This window comes from Halocynthiibacter sp., from assembly GCF_049608145.1.
Taxonomy (GTDB): Bacteria; Pseudomonadota; Alphaproteobacteria; order Rhodobacterales; family Rhodobacteraceae; genus Halocynthiibacter.
Window position 1 is genome coordinate 1 of record NZ_JBMYXF010000030.1, and the last position, 15,963, is coordinate 15,963.

The following is a 15,963-nucleotide window of genomic DNA, read 5'->3' on the forward strand; positions in this document are numbered from 1 at the left end:
GGAAATCCGACAGTTCAGCCCAGCAGTTTCACAACTTTTGCGGCTTCATCCTGCGGACTGGCCAGTACAGACTTATCTTCGCCGGGATAAAAACGCGCGCGCAGGCCTGTTGGCATCGCAGCAGGTTTGCTGATCAGAACCTCTGGACCGTTCTTCGCACCTTCCGCCTGCCAGTTTCGGACCAGGGCCATTTGCGCCCCTTTTGTTGTTCCGTAGCTGCCGTAAAATTTCGCTCCAATGCTTTCATCTTCAAAGAAAACTGCCCGACCCTTCTGGGCAAGCAATAGGGGTTCTATTGCGCGGATCAGGAAACGCGTCATGTTCACATTTCCAGCAAGGCTTTTGTCGAAGTCTTTGTTATCAATGTGGGACGCAGGTGTCAGAGGTGCACCATGGATTGCTGTATGCGCCCAGAGATCAACACCACCCCAACGTTGTGCAAGCGATCCACCAAGGTATTCGCAGGCCCCTTCATCGGTCAGATCCATAGGTACCAGCGTGGCCGTGCCGCCTAGGGCTTTGATATTATCATCCAGATCCTCAAGCCCGCCCTGGGTACGGGCAACGGCGATGATATGATGGGTGGGAGCAAGCGCCAGCGCAAGTGCTGCGCCAAGGCCGCGGGATGCTCCGGTGATAAGGGCGGTCTTTTGTGTAATCTCGGTCATAGAAGCTTCCTAGCCTTCCCGCGCAACAGTGTCGAGAGGCACAGCGATGCGTTACGTCGCAGGGGGTGAAAAACGCAGAGAAAGGCAGGACATGCCACCATCCAGTCGGGCGGCTTCGCTGTTGCCGACTTCGCGAATACTAAATCCAGCATGGGTCAGGACTGACCGCGTTTCAGGGAAACCAGCGGGCATGATCACGAGATCATTAAACCGGATCGCATTGGCGCAGGCTTCTTCACCGTCGGCGACATGGATGACGTTGTAGCCTTCAAAGCATCCGCTGTCTGCCAGGCGTCTTGTCGACAAGATCGTATGTTCATCCAGCAAAGAACAATCCGTTTTAAAATGCAGAACGCCTGGCGGTGTCTGTACCATTCGGATCATATACCCATAAGGGGCAACGATTTCGCGCAAGTTTTCAACACCTTCCTGATCCGTGCGATCAGAGCTGCCGATCAGAATTTCACGATCGGTGACAAGGATATCTCCGCCTTCAATATGTCCTCGGGTGATTTCGGCGACGCATTGATAGTGTTTCTCAAGTTCCGGTTTCATCAATGCGGCCTCACCAATGCGGGACGACGTGCCGGGCCGCATCACTATGGCCAGTTCCGGAAGGCAAAGCGCGGCATCTTCAACAAAACAGCCATCAGGGAAGGTTTCATCGGCGGCAAGTTCAGTGACATGGGCCCCAGTCGATTTTAGGGCCAAGACATAATCGTCGTGATGCTGGATAAATAGATCAATGTCAGGCGTTCCCGTATCCACCGCACGCAAGCCATGGGTGGCTGATGCGCCGGGACGGCGACAGATGGCATGGCTGAATGAATATGAAAATGACATGGAGATCTCCCCTTTTAGCTGACTATTGCCGCAGTAGGTTTAAGGATCAACTCCGCAGTTTTCGCACGGCGGATTCGCACATGCCATATTGCAGCCACTGACAGCCGGAACAGATCACCTGCAAGCCCTCGGGGGCGATATGTTTCCGGATACGGTCCTTGGCTTCACCCCAGGTCAGTGTATTGCCATATTCAAGCTTTAGAGCACGCAGATGGGCTTTGTCGAGTTTGTCGATGCCATCCTGGTTGCTACAGCGCAATCCGCGACGTTTTGGGCAGGGGGCACAGATATCATCGGTATTTCGCACGACTTCAATCTGCTGATCATCCCCGCCAGGTGCGCGCAGGGTTTCATCAACGATCTGCACCATATTGGCGGTGAAATCATCGGAATATCCCTTCCCCTGAAACCCGAGGGCACAGAGGAAGTGATGGGGGCGAAATTGCACCGTAGGTGTCGGATTATCGGGGACAATCCGTGTTGAATTCTCTGAAGAATTCGTTTTGCTCACTCGGCAGCCTTCATTTCAAATCCCTTTTCCAGCATATCCGCAGGTGTCACAGGATATTCGCCAGAGAAGCATGCATCGCAATATTGTGGGCAAGACTTTTTACGGCCTTTTTTCTGACCAGCCGCACGGTACAGGCCGTCAAGTGAGATGAACTTGAGGCTATCCACGCCAAGGTGATCGCGCATTTCCTCTTCTGACATAGTTGCCGCCAGAAGCTTTTCGCGCTGGGGCGTATCTACACCGTAGAAACAAGGCCAGGCAGTGGGAGGGGATGCAATCCGGAAATGCACTTCTGCCGCGCCTGCATCTAGGATCATATCCTTGATCTTGCGGGATGTGGTGCCGCGTACAACGGAATCGTCCACAAGGATCACCCGCTTGCCTTTGATAAGCGCGCGGTTCACGTTCAGTTTCAGCCGCACCCCCATATTGCGGATTTGTTCGGTTGGCTCAATAAACGTCCGTCCCATATACTGGTTGCGGATGATGCCCATCGCGTAGGGAATACCGCTTTCCTGAGAAAAACCGATCGCGGCCGGAGTACCACTATCTGGCACGGGGCAAACAAGATCTGCCTCAACAGGTGTTTCACGGGCCAGTTCCACACCGATTTGGCGGCGGGTTTCATAGACGGATTGGCCGCCGATGATGCTGTCCGGACGCGAGAAATAGACGTGTTCAAAGATGCAGAATTTGGGTGGCTGAGGGCGGAAGGGGAAGTGGCTTTCGACACCCTCTTCGGTGATGACAACCATTTCGCCGGGCTCAACATCGCGGACATATTCCGCACCAATGATGTCGAGTGCGCAGGTTTCAGAAGACAGGGCCCAGCCATCACCGATTTTGCCTAACACGAGCGGCCGAACACCATGCGGATCACGCACACCCATCAGTTTGGTGCGGGTCATGGCGACAATAGAAAACGCGCCTTCTACACGACGCAGCGCATCTTCCATACGTTCTGGGATGTTGCGTTGCAGAGAACGGGCCATCAGGTGAATGATACATTCACTGTCGGATGAGGATTGGAAGATAGAGCCGCGTTCAATCAGTTCCTTGCGCAGCGCATTGGCGTTTGTCAGGTTACCATTGTGTGCAACTGCAGCGCCGCCCATGGAAAACTCACCAAAAAATGGCTGAACATCCCGGATGACCGCACCTTTTGAACCAGCGGTGGAATAGCGAACATGCCCAATCGCAACAGGCCCAGGTAGGGTTTCCATCAGGCTGGCTTTGGTGAAGTTGTCCCGGACATAGCCAAAACGGCGGGCAGAATTGAAGCCTTGATCGGGGCAATGTGAAACGATGCCGCCGGCTTCCTGGCCTCGGTGTTGTAGGGCGTGCAGGCCCAACGCAACAAAGTTGGCGGCGTCTTTGACACCGACGACCCCAAAGACACCGCATTCTTCTTTCAGTTTGCTGTCGTCAAATGGGTGCGCGTAAAACGGTTTGGTTTCCGCAATATCAGGCACATCTGGGCTGTTGGAAGAAAGGGGCGAACGTCGTGGCAGGTTGCGCATGTGGCAGCAGCTCCGTTTGTCCGGGGGCGCGAATCCCCTCGGCGTGGCGTTGCCCTCTCATAGTCGGCTCAAAGCCTTCTGTCATCAAAGAGTCACAGAAAACTCTGCTTTCGTGATGGAAAAAATAAAAGGCCGGGGCAAATGAATGCCCCGGCCTTCGGAAAAACTATGTATTTGTATCAGCCTGCTGGGGCCTCGCAGCTGGAAATGAAGCTGTTATAGCGGGACTGCAGCCAACCCGGCACATCCGATGGAACCTGATCTTCGACCTGTGTGGTCAGATTGCCAAACACCGCCGCTGTACGGCTGTCGGCAACCATCGGAACGGGTTCACCGGGGTTGATGAAGTCATAAGCCATCAGTGCAATCACGATCAGCAGAATGCCGCGTCCGACCCCAAAAAGAAAACCAAGGCCCTGATCGATCCCGCCCAAGAAGGATCGCTGAACAGCGCCGGAAAACAGGGGGGTGAAGATGGAAAACAGCAAAAGCCCGATCACCATCACAACCGCAAAGCTGATCAAAAGCGCCAGTTCACATTGGCCTTCGACGAAACCGTTCAGAACCGGAACCTGCGCCAGTAGTGGCTGAACAGATGCGGCGAACATATAGGCAAGGATCGTCGCACCGATCCAGCCGCCAATGGATAAGACTTCCCGTACAAGCCCGCGCGAATATGCAAGCAGGGCTGACAGGATGATGACAGCAGCTGCGATGCCGTCAATGATTGTAAAACCTTCCATGGTCGCTCCTTTGGCGATCTTTTTGCCGTTTATTCGGCAGCAAATGTCTGTTCCGTGAACCCTGCCAGATCGGCAAACTGTGTAATCTGAAGCCCGGATCCTGTACCTGTCTTACTTCGTGACGGGACAATTGCACCTGAAAAACCAAGTTTTTCGGCTTCTTTCAACCTGTTTTCTGTCTGACCAGCGGGTCTCAGGGCCCCTGATAGGCTGATTTCCCCGAAAACGACAGTATCTGCAGGCAAAGCTGTGTCTTCCCTTGCGGAAAGTAGCGCGGCGGCAACAGCCAGATCTGCGGCGGGTTCCGTAACTTTCAGCCCGCCGGCGACATTCAGGTAAACATCAAGCCCGGCAAAGGGAATGCCGCAGCGCGATTCGAGCACCGCAAGAATCATCGCAAGCCGCCCGCTGTCCCAGCCTACAACCGTGCGTTTGGATTGGCTGTGTGGGGATGGGGATACCAGCGCTTGAAATTCTGCAAGCACTGGGCGCGTGCCTTCGATCCCTGCGAAGACCACGGATCCAGGTTGAGCATTGTCGCGATCTGCCAGAAACAGAGCAGAAGGGTTTTTGATTTCACGCAGGCCTTTGCCTGTCATTTCAAACACACCGATTTCATCCGTCGCACCAAAGCGGTTCTTGACCGCGCGCAAAATGCGGAACTGATGGCCGCGCTCGCCTTCGAAATACAAAACCGTATCGACCATATGTTCCACAACACGCGGCCCCGCGATTTGGCCTTCCTTGGTGACGTGGCCGACCAACACAATTGCCATGCCCTTGCGTTTGGCAAAGGTGGTTAATTCGTGTGCGGCGGCGCGCACCTGACTGACAGATCCCGGGGCAGAGCTGACATTATCCGCCCACATGGTTTGAATGGAATCAATTACCGCGAGATCAGGTTTTTCATTTTCCAGCGTGGTCAGAATATCGCGCAGGCTGGTTTCGGTGCCCAGAAGCACGGGGGATTTCTCAACCCCAAGACGCTGGGCGCGCATGCGCACTTGGGCCGAGGCTTCCTCGCCCGAGATATAGACAACCTTTAGCCCATTGCGCGCAAATCGTGCAGCGGCTTGCAAAAGTAGGGTCGATTTCCCAATGCCGGGGTCGCCGCCCACAAGCACTGCGGAAGAGGCCACAAGCCCACCGCCCAAAACCCGATCCAATTCCTGAACGCCGGACAGGGTGCGGGGTGGCAGTTCAATGTCGCCATCAAGATCCATCAACGGTACTTTGCGCCCGCGTGCAGCACCTAATGAGCTGGACGCAGGACCTGCGGACATAGGGGCTTCTTCAACCAGTGTGTTCCACTCGCCGCAGCCGTCGCATTGTCCGGCCCATTTCTTATGCGCAGTCCCGCAGGCCGAGCAATTATATGAGATTATCGTTTTCGCCATACTGCTTTGTGCCCTGGAGGGAACGAAAGGGCAACAGGAATGGGGATTTGTTTCCTTGGGGTACCCTGAGACCTGAAATGGAACAGTTTGCGCCGCTTTTTAAACACATTTGATTACTAATGAAATTGGGGGCTGCTGGGGAGCAGTGTAAAACGGGGGAACGGAAATGCTTAATATACATACTTTACATAATTTATCTCTTAAGTTGGGAATGGCTGGTATCGCAGGTTTGGCGATGACTTCTTCTGCGGCTGCAGTAAGTGCACCTTGTGATGGTATAACGGTTTCTGGTGAAGTGAGTAACGCTGAAACACAGGCTAATCTGATTTCACAAGGAACGGGTATCAATACGGCTCATGACATATTTCAAATTGTCATTGAAGACGTGCCTGGGCGGTGCATCTATCTGAGTGACGCAAACTATGCAATTGGTTTTTCTGATTGGGGAATTATCAGGGTGTATGACGAGGGCACAGTGTTCGACCCTAGGACCACGCCGTCTCCAGTGATTATTAATATTTTTGACGAAGGTCAAACGATGGACCTGACAACCCTGCCTCCTGGAAAGTATACGTTGCTCATTGGTGCCGATGGAGTGCAAGCTGACGGGGCAATCGGATACTATACATTCTCTCTTTTGGGGGCGACACTCGGCTGGGGACCAATCTTAGATCAGATCGCGCAGGAACAAGGCATTGTCGCTGCCAATGAAGTTGCTCAGGCACTTTCAGCATCGATCTTTTCTGCGATCAAAGGCGGAATACAATCTGATGGAGCTGTGGTTAGTCGCAACACACCGTTTGCTGGCTTGAAAAGTGGGTCTGGTCGCACATGGTTTCAGGCGGATTACACGGCTATCGATGGCACCGATTTGGAAGGGCGTTTTCCGACACTGCAGGGTGGCTTTGATTTTCAGCTAGAAAACGGAATGTTACTTGGCGCGGCCCTTGGATACAGTGATTTTTCAGTGCGCAATGCCACGTCTGATCTGAAAGGTGAAAGTCTGACGATCCAACCGTATCTTGGCTTCCAATTGGGCAAAACCACAGGTTCCGTCTCGCTGAGTTTTGGTCAGCTTGATCTTGATACGGCGGATGGTGCCGGCTCTGCCGAAGGCGACACACGTGGCATTAACCTGTCGCTGGAACGTGGTTTTACGCTGGGTGGGCAACAGTTGGTCGGTGAATTTGGCGCGGGCTTTGGTCGTCAGGATATCGACGAAGGCACGGGCACATTGGCTGGGCTTGCGAATACGCATTCCACTTGGAGTTACGCCTCTCTTGGGGCGCGTTATGAGATGCAGAACGGCAATGTGAACAGCTCAATCGGGGGATCCATCGACTATAACGACGTTGGCAATCTCGATAACCTATCCGCCAGCCATTACGGCAGCGACGGGTTCACAGGCGCGATCAATGTCAGCTTTGATTACGGCTTGGCCAATGGATCCAATGTGTACCTCAGGGGCGAAGTCGGCGGTCTTGGTGGTGATGCCATTCGCAAGACAGTGCAGGCGGGGATTGATTTTCGCTTCTGATCACAGATGATATGAAATTGAAAGGCGCCTTAAATGGGCGCCTTTTTCTTTTCTGTCAGGAAGGACACAGCAAGGGATGCCAGAATACAGCCCGTGAACAGATACAAGCCCCACGCAGTTTCGACTTTGCCAATGCCAATGCCTTTGATGACAACGATGTAAAGCGCGATCAGGAAGACATCTGCCATCGCCAACTTGCCCATGATGTTGAGGACGGGCAGGGTCTTGCGCTTGAGCAGACCAAAGTGGATCAACGCCAAGCCAATGGTTTTCAGATAGGGCGCGAAGATGGCAAGGAAGGATACGAGTAGCGCGAGGATAACGTCGCTTTCCCAGAGGCTTTGCAGTCCAGAAACCACGGTGATTTCCGATAGACCGAAAAGGGGCAATAACCCCGCCCGCAACAGTGGCGCGAACCATGCGAGGGGAAAAAGGATGAGCAAGGATAGGTTTAGAAGTTTAAGGGGCAAAACAGGTCTCATCTGAAAGTGGGATTAAATCTGGGTAAGGAGCATTGTTACGAGGGTCAGGCAAATTCCTCCCATACCCAAGGTAGCTGGAAGATTTACAGCGCGCAGCTTTGTGGGCCAGTAGGTATGCGCCAGGTAAGCACAGAAAATCGCGACAGTCGCTATAACAGCAGCGGTGCCGAAGAGCATGTTCTCAAGCCGGTAATGGATCTGATTATCAAAGGCTATTACCGTGAAAATAAGGCACAGAAATAGAGTGACCAGTCCAAGTATCAGAATGGATATTTTGCGCCTTGGACCGTTTGTTCGAAGGACGGCCATTACTGTGGAAACCAAAAAACCCACCGGCAGTGTGAGCAGGCCAAGTATCATGAGCAATTCCATGAATTCAGCGACTGGTGATGCGTTCATAAATTATTACCTATGATTAATGTCTTAAACCGCTGTGATAACGCTATTCTCAAATGTTTCGGTTGCTTCGTGAAGATAGGTCATATCCGCACCATTGAAAATTTTCGGAAGAACTTCTGCCCCTGCGTAAATGATAAATCCCGCTACACTCAGCACCATGCCGATGGTTGCAGGCAGGTTCACAAGGCGTGACGTCACCGGCCAGTGGGTATGGGCCAGATAAATACACAGGGCGGCACCAGCACCACAGGCTGCCGAGAAGAACTCAAACAGGCGGTACATCTTCCAGTCCCAGCCATCAAGGACGTCCGCGCCGGAGAAACCGAAATAATAACGCCCCTCAATCAGGACAAAAAACAGCACGGTCAAAGCGGTGAGAGTGAGAAACAGTATCGATAACCTGCGCCGCCAGCCCTGGGTCTGAAATGCTGCAACCCCGGCAGAGATCAGAAAACCGGCAGGGGCAGCGATAACCGCAAGGCCAAGGGCAAGGATTGCAATCATCTGAAAATGTCCTTTTGACCTCGAGCCAGTTTAACGCACCGCTTCAATCGGGCCATCTGCGCGGCCATGGATGAATTGCTCCACATAGGGGTCGCCGCATGTGTCCATCTCGGATACCGGGCCAGTCCACTGGATCACACCTTCGTGCAACATGGCGACTTTATCGGCAATCGCGCGCACGCTGGTCATGTCATGGGTAATCGTCATGGCAGTTGCGCCCATTTCGACAACAATCTCGCGGATCAACTCATTGATCACGCCAGACATGATCGGATCTAGGCCCGTGGTGGGTTCATCGAAAAAGATGATTTCGGGTTCTGCCGCAATCGCTCGGGCAAGCCCCACACGTTTTTGCATACCGCCGGATAGTTCAGACGGGAACTGATCCGCCACTTCGGATTTTAGACCGACGCGGCGCAGCTTCTCAATCGCAATTTCACGCGCTTCCGCCTTGGGGCGCTTTAGCGATCCGCGCAGCAGGCGGAAGGCGACGTTTTCCCAGATGGTAAGACTGTCAAACAGCGCGCCACCCTGAAAGAGCATACCGAAACGCGCAAGGAAAGCGTCTCGTTCGGCTTTGGTGACATCTTCACCATCCAGGGTAATCGTGCCGCTGTCAGGCGTCACAAGGCCCAGCACAGATTTCAAGGTCACAGATTTCCCAGTGCCGGAGCCACCGATCACAACCATGCTTTCCCCGCGCGGGATCTCAAGATCGACGCCGCGCAGCACGTGGTTGTTTCCAAAAGATTTATATACGTTGTCGAGCTTAATCATGATGTAAAGAACAGCCCCGTCAGCATGTAGTTCGCAGCCAGGATCATCACGGCTGCAGCCACCACAGAAAGTTTCGTTGCCCGGCCCACACCCTGTGCGCCACGGCCGGAATTCATGCCGTAATAACACCCCATCATCGCGGCGATGAAGCCAAAGACAGCGCCTTTAACAAGGGAAGATGTGATGTCAGTGAACTGGATGAAATCTACGGTGTTTTGCAGGTAGGCGGCGGTGTTGAAGCCCAAACGCCCGGTGGCCACTGTATAGCCGCCAAAGATGCCGATGATGTCGGCTATGCCCACAAGGATCGGTCCAGCAATGGTTGCGGCCAGAACGCGGGGCAGGGTGAGGTATTTCATCGGGTTTGTGGATAGGGTGACAAGCGCGTCGATCTGTTCGGTCACCTTCATGGTCGCGATTTCAGCCGCAATGGACGATGTCACACGGGCGGCAATCATCAGACCAGCCAGAACGGGCCCAAGTTCACGTACCATACCAATGGCGACGATCTGGGGCACCACGGCTTCGGCGTTGAAGCGCGCTCCACCAGAATAGATCTGCAAGGCCAGCGCTCCGCCCGTGAAGAAGGCCGTCAATCCCACAACGGGCAGGGAAAAATAACCGACTGAGATCAGCGCATCGCGCAGTTCTCGCAGGTAGAATGGTGGGCGAAACAGATGGCTGAGCGTGTCTGTCACGAACAGTGTCAGACGCCCAATCGCAGCGAGAAGCGCGAGTGCGGGACGTCCAAGTGCTGCCAGAAGCGTGGCAGGGTTCATCTTACTCTCCCAGAATACGACGCGTGTACCGTGCGCCAAGACTTGTCAGGATCTCATAGCCGATGGTCCCGGCTTTGTCAGCCAGATCGTCAACAGTCTGATGGGGGCACAGAATATCGAGGCTTTCCGGCACCTCATCCAGATGCGTGACATCCACGGTCAGCATGTCCATGGACACGCGTCCCAGAACTTCGCAAGGGGTGGTGCCAGCATAAACCTGCGTGGCGTGTCCACCCATGGCGCGGATCAGACCGTCTGCGTAACCTGCAGCGAGAGTCGCAATTTTTGTAGGGGTTTGGGCCTGCCAACCGTTACCATAGCCAACATATTCAGCAGGCGTGACATCGCGTGTCTGGATGACCGGCAGGGAAAGATGCACAACGGGTGTGGCGTCAACGAAGGGGACGCCACCATACAGACCAACGCCTGGACGCACCAGATCAAAGTGATAATCGGAACCAAGCAAAATACCGCCGGTCGCCGCTAGGGAGCGTGGCACATCCAACCCATCGGTCATGTCACGGAAACACGCCAGTTGTTGTGTGTTCAGCGGATTTTCGGGGTCATCAGCGCAGGCAAGGTGACTCATCAGCAGGACCGGGCCGCGTGTGAGAGTATCGGTTTTCACACTGTCCCATTCCACAGGTTCCAACCCCAGACGGTTCATACCACTGTCCAGTTGCACGCCAAAGGCATGATCGGGCAGGGTGGCAAAGTGACGGTTGATCTGATCAACGGAATTCAGCATGGGCGTCAGGTTGAAATCGCGCAACATATCGGTGTCACCGGCCATATGGCCTGACAGAATGCGAATATCTGCTGTGTCACCAATAGCTTTACGAAGGGCCACGCCTTCTTCTGTTGCTGCGACGAAGAATATGCCTACGCCTTCGCGCATCAATCTTTCGGCAACAATACCTGCGCCCAACCCATAGCCATCTGCTTTTACCACAGCGGTGGTTTCCACACTGCGGTCGCTCATCCCATCCAGCGCCTGCCAGTTTTTCGCCAGCGCATCGGGGCTAATTGTCAAAATTCCTGTGCCCATAGCGCTGTTTTGCGAGTTCTCACAAGATGGTCAAGACAAAAGGCCCGCAACAATTGCTGCGGGCCAAGGTTTGATGAAATTATACGCTTTTTGCGTCTTTATGGGCTTCATAGCCAGCTTCCAATTCGCCGCGCAGAAAATCACCAAAGTTCAATGGTCCATATTGCGGCGTGCCGGTGCCGGGCAGGGGCGTGATGTCATAGCTGACGTGCGGATCAAAGAAGAACGGCACGGAATAACGTTCACGCCCGGATCTGTTGATGACACGATGCGGGGTCGACAACAGACGGCCGTTTGACATGCGATGCAACATATCACCGACATTCACCACAAAACTGCCGTCTATTTTGGGGGCATCCACCCAGTTGCCTGCGGGTGTTTTGACCTGAAGGCCACCAATGCCATCCTGCGCCAGAAGGGTCAGACAACCGAAATCATTATGGGGGGCAGAACCAAATAGGTCATCCGGCCCAAGGGGATCCGTCGGTGGATAATGCAGCAAGCGCAGCCAGGTGGTTGGCGTTTCAAACCCGTCACGCAAAACGGGTTCTGGATCAGCCCCTGCGGCAAGAACTGCAAGGCGCATAAGACGGCGTCCAAGATCGGACATCTCTGTTTTGTAACGCAGCATCAGATCGCGAAAGCCTTCCAGATCCGGCCATTGATTGGGGCCGGACAGATACACATCAGGATCATGCACAGCATCTTCACGCAACATCATCAGGCTGGCGGATTGATTGGGCTTGGTGACCTTTGCATGGGCAGAGTTCACGTCAGTTGAGGTGTTGATCGCGATATAACCCCGATGACCACTGTCCAGTGCAAGCGCTTGTTTTTGGTCCGCAGGAAGGGCGTGAAAACGCGCCGAAGCTGCAAACACCGCATCAATCAGATCCTGATCAATACCGTGGCCGGTGATATAGCCAAAGCCGGTTTCACCATATGCTTTGCGGAATTGTGCCACGAGATCATCGGATGGCACGTCGGTCAGACCGGTGATGTCGATCACCGGAATTTCGGAAAATTCAGTCATTTCATATCTTTCGCTTTGATTTCAGAGAGGGTCAGGGGCGAAATGCCCCATCGCTATCCTTCAAAGCGTTTCCGGCGGTGGCCGTAGTGGCGTTCAATCACCACAAGATATGCAAAGAGCAAGCGCAAATCAGAAACCTTGATCGTCGCTGTCATTCTGCCATGGCTTCACAAGGTTGCCAAAGCGTGTGAACTGGCCTTCAAATGACAGCTGTACGTCGCCAATAGGGCCGTGACGCTGTTTGCCGATGATGACATCCGCTTTGCCGTGCAGTTCTTCCATTTCTTCCTGCCACTCGGCAATTTTATCCAGTTCGTGATCGTTTGGTTTTTCACGTTCTTTATAATACTCGCCACGATACACGAACATAACCACGTCGGCATCCTGCTCAATCGAGCCGGATTCACGAAGGTCAGACAGTTGCGGGCGTTTATCTTCGCGGCTTTCCACCTGACGAGAAAGCTGGGACAGGGCGATGACGGGAACGTTCAGTTCCTTGGCGATCGCTTTCATACCCATGGTGATTTCGGAAATTTCGTTCACCCGGTTTTCGGCCGTACCACGACAAAGCTGCAGATAGTCAATAACCAGAAGATCCAGGCCATGGGTCCGTTTCAGACGACGCGCACGTGCGGCCAGCTGAGAAATGGGCAGGGCGGGGGTGTCATCGATAAACAGTGGGCAGGATTCCAGATCCTTAGCAGCATCGACAAAACGGCGGAATTCTTCTTCCGTCATATCACCACGACGGATCTGCTGGCTGGGGACCTCTGAGGCTTCAGACAGAATACGCGACGCCAGCTGTTCTGCGGACATTTCAAGGCTGTAGAAACCCACAACACCGCCTTCGACAGCACCAATGGAGCCATCAGAAAGCTTGCCCTTTTTATAGGCTTTGGCGACGTTATAGGCGATGTTGGTCGCAAGAGACGTCTTCCCCATGGAAGGACGGCCCGCAAGGATCAGAAGGTCAGAAGGGTGCAGACCACCAAGTTTTTTATCGAGATCAATCAGGCCGGTGGATACACCAGCCAGACCGCCGCCGCGCTGATAAGCGGCGTTTGCGGAATTTACGGCTTCGGTGACGGCGGACAGGAATGACTGAAAACCGCTATCGGTCTGGCCCTGTTCGGACAGGGAATATAGGGTTTGTTCCGCTTCGACGATTTGTTCTGCCGGTTCACTGTCTACGTCAACGGTAGACGCTTTGTCCGCGATATTGCGGCCAATACGGATCAGTTCACGTCGGATCGCGAGATCGTAGATCAGCTGGGCATAGTCGCGTGCGGCAAAAGCAGAGATCGACGCACCGGCAAGGTTCACAAGATAGGCAGGGCCGCCCAATTCCGCGAGGCCCTCGTCTTTTTCAAGGAAGGCCTTCAGCGTGACGGGGGATGCGATGGCATTTTTGCGAATGCGCGCTTCGGCTGTTTCGTAGATTCGGCCATGTACCGGGTCAAAGAAATGGCCCGGCTGAATGATGGAGGCCACGCGGTCATACACATCGTTATTGGTCAGGATTGCACCCAGCAACTGCTGTTCCGCCTCGATGTTGTGCGGCATGATTTCCTGTGTTTGCGCTTCTGTATCAGGTTCAGCGGCGCCGATGCGTGCAAATTCGTTCATAATATCTCTCTGTCCCCCGGGACTTTGTCCCTAACAGACCACCGCAGAGACCCCAAGTGGGTAAAACAGTGGATAACCCGGCCTGTGTTCTGTGGATAACCTGTGGGTTACAGTTCATCCTACTACATATTGTAGAGCTTGTCCTGTCTTTCGCGATATTTGTGGGTAATGCTGCGATTCCCTGCGGATAAACTATCCACAGGAAATACAGCTGTTATGCGAAATTAAGAAGGGTCAGCCGCGGGCCGCTTGCCATGCGCGGGGATCATTCAGGAAGCTTTCGACCTCGCTCAGGGTTTCTTCGTCAAAGCGTTTCTCATCGCGTGCGACTTTCAAAACGTCCCACCAGGTGCAGAGATAACTAAGTCCAACACCATGGTCAGACAGGGTTTTCTCAGTTTCCGGGAAGATGCCGTAGTAAAAGATTACGGCGGTGCGGTCGCAAGTTGCGCCTGTTTCGCGGATCGCATCAACAAAGGACAGTTTGGAACCGCCATCGGTTGTCAGGTCTTCCACCAACAACACGCGTTCGCCTTCGGACATCAGACCCTCAATGCGGGCATTGCGGCCATACCCCTTTGGTTTTTTACGCACATATGTCATGGGCAGGGCCATACGTTCCGCAACCAAAGCCGCAAAAGGAATGCCCGCCGTTTCGCCACCGGCGATGTTATCGTAATTCTCAAGGCCCGCATCGCGCATCACGGTGCAGGTCAAAAAATCCATCAGGGTAGACCGGATACGCGGAAAGGAAATCAACTTGCGGCAATCGATATAGGTCGGGCTGGGCAGACCGGATGCCAGTGTGAAAGGTTCACGTGCGTTAAAATGCACCGCTTCGATGTCCAGCAGCATTTTCGCGGTCATTTCGGCGATAGTAGATTTGTCAGGATAGCTTGTAGGGATCATGATGTGCTCGTGTGCCAGTGGACAGGGAAGCCCGGGTCAAACACAGTGACGGGGCCATCTTCGGTTTCAATATGGGTGGGGAAGGTGTTCACATCGCCTTTGGACAGGGTCAGGGTCGCCTCATTCGGGGCCATGCGATAAAAGGCTGGACCGTTGAGAGACGCGAAATTTTCCAGCTGATCCAATGCGTTGTCCTCTTCAAACACATGGGCCAGAAGGGGCATGGTGTTGGTGGCCGTGAAACAGCCAGCACAGCCGCAGGCGCTTTCTTTGGCGTCATCCAAATGCGGTGCACTGTCTGTGCCTAGGAAGTATTTCGCATTGCCAGAGGTTGCAGCCGCACGCAGGGCCAAGCGGTGTTCTTCACGCTTTGCCACGGGCAGGCAATAGTAATGCGGCTTGATCCCACCCACAAGGATATGGTTGCGGTTGATGATCAGGTGGTGGGTCGTGATCGTCGCGCCCATATCATCCTGACTGCCAACATAATCCACGCCGTCTTTGGTCGTGATATGTTCCATGACAACGCGCAGACCGGGGGTGGCTTTGCGGATCGGGTCTAACACGCGATCAATGAACACGGCTTCACGGTCAAAGATGTCGATATCCGCATCGGTGACTTCGCCATGCACACAGAGCGGCAGGCCGGTTTCAGCCATCATCTCAAGGCAGGGGCGGACATTGTCAAAGTTGGCAACGCCAGATGAGGAATTTGTGGTTGCACCCGCAGGGTAAAGTTTCACAGCAGAAATCAGGCCGCTTTCAAACGCCGCGCGCATATCTGCCGGATCACTTTCTTCGGTTAGGTACAGCGTCATCAGCGGTTTGAAATCGGCACCCTCGGGCAGGGCGGCCAGAATGCGGTCGCGGTATTCTGTGGCCTGTGCGGCCTGCACAACCGGCGGAACCAAGTTGGGCATGATGATGGCACGGCCAAAATCGCGGGTGGTTTCGGGCAGGACAGCTTTTAGCATGCTGCCGTCACGCAGATGCAAATGCCAGTCGTCGGGACGGCGGATTGTGAGAGAGTCGGTCATAGGGGCGACATACACAATCTTGCGGTGCTATTCCAGTGCCAGGTGGAGGTGATGAATTTAGTCGCTCAGAAAGCGGTGTAGGAGGGGAAGTCTCTTTAGGTCTTAGGATAATGGTTGCAGGGAACTGAAAGAAATGGCAATCCATAGGTA

At 53.9% G+C, this 15,963-nt stretch carries 17 protein-coding genes; 1 reads left to right on the top strand and 16 read right to left on the bottom strand.

The window, feature by feature from the left end; genetic code table 11:
- Positions 1-14 precede the first annotated feature (14 nt).
- From ACPGUT_RS10165 to radA, 6 genes are all read right to left on the bottom strand, one after another.
- A complete protein-coding gene (locus tag ACPGUT_RS10165) occupies positions 15-668 on the bottom strand; it encodes an SDR family NAD(P)-dependent oxidoreductase (RefSeq protein ID WP_423990981.1) in 654 nt (217 codons plus the stop codon).
- 51 nt (positions 669-719) lie between these two features.
- The gene (locus ACPGUT_RS10170) at positions 720-1,511 is read right to left on the bottom strand and encodes an arginine deiminase family protein (RefSeq protein ID WP_423990983.1); all 792 of its coding nucleotides are present in this window, start codon (positions 1,509-1,511) and stop codon (positions 720-722) included.
- Positions 1,512-1,557: 46 nt separating this feature from the next.
- Positions 1,558-2,022, bottom strand: coding sequence for a DUF1284 domain-containing protein (locus ACPGUT_RS10175; RefSeq protein WP_423990985.1), 465 nt, complete (start codon positions 2,020-2,022; stop codon positions 1,558-1,560).
- A complete protein-coding gene (purF, locus tag ACPGUT_RS10180) occupies positions 2,019-3,542 on the bottom strand; it encodes an amidophosphoribosyltransferase (protein WP_423990987.1) in 1,524 nt (507 codons plus the stop codon). The genes ACPGUT_RS10175 and purF overlap by 4 nt, the downstream gene beginning before the upstream one ends.
- Before the next feature lie 179 nt (positions 3,543-3,721).
- Positions 3,722-4,285 carry a CvpA family protein gene (locus ACPGUT_RS10185; protein ID WP_423990989.1) on the bottom strand — a complete coding sequence of 188 codons (564 nt, stop codon included), beginning with the start codon at positions 4,283-4,285 and terminating at the stop codon, positions 3,722-3,724.
- 29 nt (positions 4,286-4,314) lie between these two features.
- Complete coding sequence (gene radA, locus ACPGUT_RS10190) at positions 4,315-5,682, bottom strand: DNA repair protein RadA (RefSeq protein ID WP_423990991.1); 1,368 nt, start codon at positions 5,680-5,682, stop codon at positions 4,315-4,317.
- Positions 5,683-5,893: 211 nt separating this feature from the next.
- Here radA and ACPGUT_RS10195 point away from each other — a divergent pair, with 211 nt between their 5' ends.
- Positions 5,894-7,219 carry a hypothetical protein gene (locus tag ACPGUT_RS10195; RefSeq protein ID WP_423990993.1) on the top strand — a complete coding sequence of 442 codons (1,326 nt, stop codon included), beginning with the start codon at positions 5,894-5,896 and terminating at the stop codon, positions 7,217-7,219.
- A 29-nt stretch (positions 7,220-7,248) separates the two neighbouring features.
- On the opposite strand, the gene ACPGUT_RS10200 is transcribed toward ACPGUT_RS10195, so the two are convergent.
- From ACPGUT_RS10200 to pyrC, 10 genes are all read right to left on the bottom strand, one after another.
- Positions 7,249-7,701, bottom strand: a complete 453-nt coding sequence (locus ACPGUT_RS10200) for a paraquat-inducible protein A (RefSeq protein WP_423990995.1) — start codon at positions 7,699-7,701, stop codon at positions 7,249-7,251.
- A gap of 12 nt (positions 7,702-7,713) precedes the next feature.
- Complete coding sequence (locus ACPGUT_RS10205) at positions 7,714-8,100, bottom strand: hypothetical protein (RefSeq protein ID WP_423990997.1); 387 nt, start codon at positions 8,098-8,100, stop codon at positions 7,714-7,716.
- A 24-nt stretch (positions 8,101-8,124) separates the two neighbouring features.
- On the bottom strand, positions 8,125-8,604 hold the full coding sequence (locus ACPGUT_RS10210; protein ID WP_423990999.1) for a hypothetical protein: 480 nt from the start codon (positions 8,602-8,604) through the stop codon (positions 8,125-8,127).
- A 30-nt stretch (positions 8,605-8,634) separates the two neighbouring features.
- Positions 8,635-9,381 (bottom strand): ABC transporter ATP-binding protein, encoded by a 747-nt coding sequence (locus ACPGUT_RS10215; protein WP_423991001.1) that lies wholly within the window; start codon positions 9,379-9,381, stop codon positions 8,635-8,637.
- Positions 9,378-10,160, bottom strand: coding sequence for an MlaE family ABC transporter permease (locus tag ACPGUT_RS10220; RefSeq protein WP_423991003.1), 783 nt, complete (start codon positions 10,158-10,160; stop codon positions 9,378-9,380). Before ACPGUT_RS10220 ends, ACPGUT_RS10215 begins: the two co-directional genes overlap by 4 nt.
- 1 nt (position 10,161) lies before the next feature.
- Positions 10,162-11,208, bottom strand: a complete 1,047-nt coding sequence (alr, locus tag ACPGUT_RS10225; RefSeq protein ID WP_423991005.1) for an alanine racemase — start codon at positions 11,206-11,208, stop codon at positions 10,162-10,164.
- A 79-nt stretch (positions 11,209-11,287) separates the two neighbouring features.
- On the bottom strand, positions 11,288-12,241 hold the full coding sequence (locus ACPGUT_RS10230; RefSeq protein WP_423991007.1) for an isopenicillin N synthase family dioxygenase: 954 nt from the start codon (positions 12,239-12,241) through the stop codon (positions 11,288-11,290).
- A gap of 129 nt (positions 12,242-12,370) precedes the next feature.
- Positions 12,371-13,867, bottom strand: a complete 1,497-nt coding sequence (locus ACPGUT_RS10235) for a replicative DNA helicase (RefSeq protein WP_423991009.1) — start codon at positions 13,865-13,867, stop codon at positions 12,371-12,373.
- Positions 13,868-14,101: 234 nt separating this feature from the next.
- Positions 14,102-14,776: an orotate phosphoribosyltransferase gene (locus ACPGUT_RS10240; RefSeq protein WP_423991011.1), complete on the bottom strand. Its 675-nt coding sequence runs from the start codon at positions 14,774-14,776 to the stop codon at positions 14,102-14,104.
- Entirely contained in the window at positions 14,773-15,813 is a 1,041-nt protein-coding gene (gene pyrC, locus ACPGUT_RS10245; RefSeq protein WP_423991013.1) for a dihydroorotase, read from the bottom strand. The genes ACPGUT_RS10240 and pyrC overlap by 4 nt, the downstream gene beginning before the upstream one ends.
- Between the last annotated feature and the right edge of the window lie 150 nt (positions 15,814-15,963).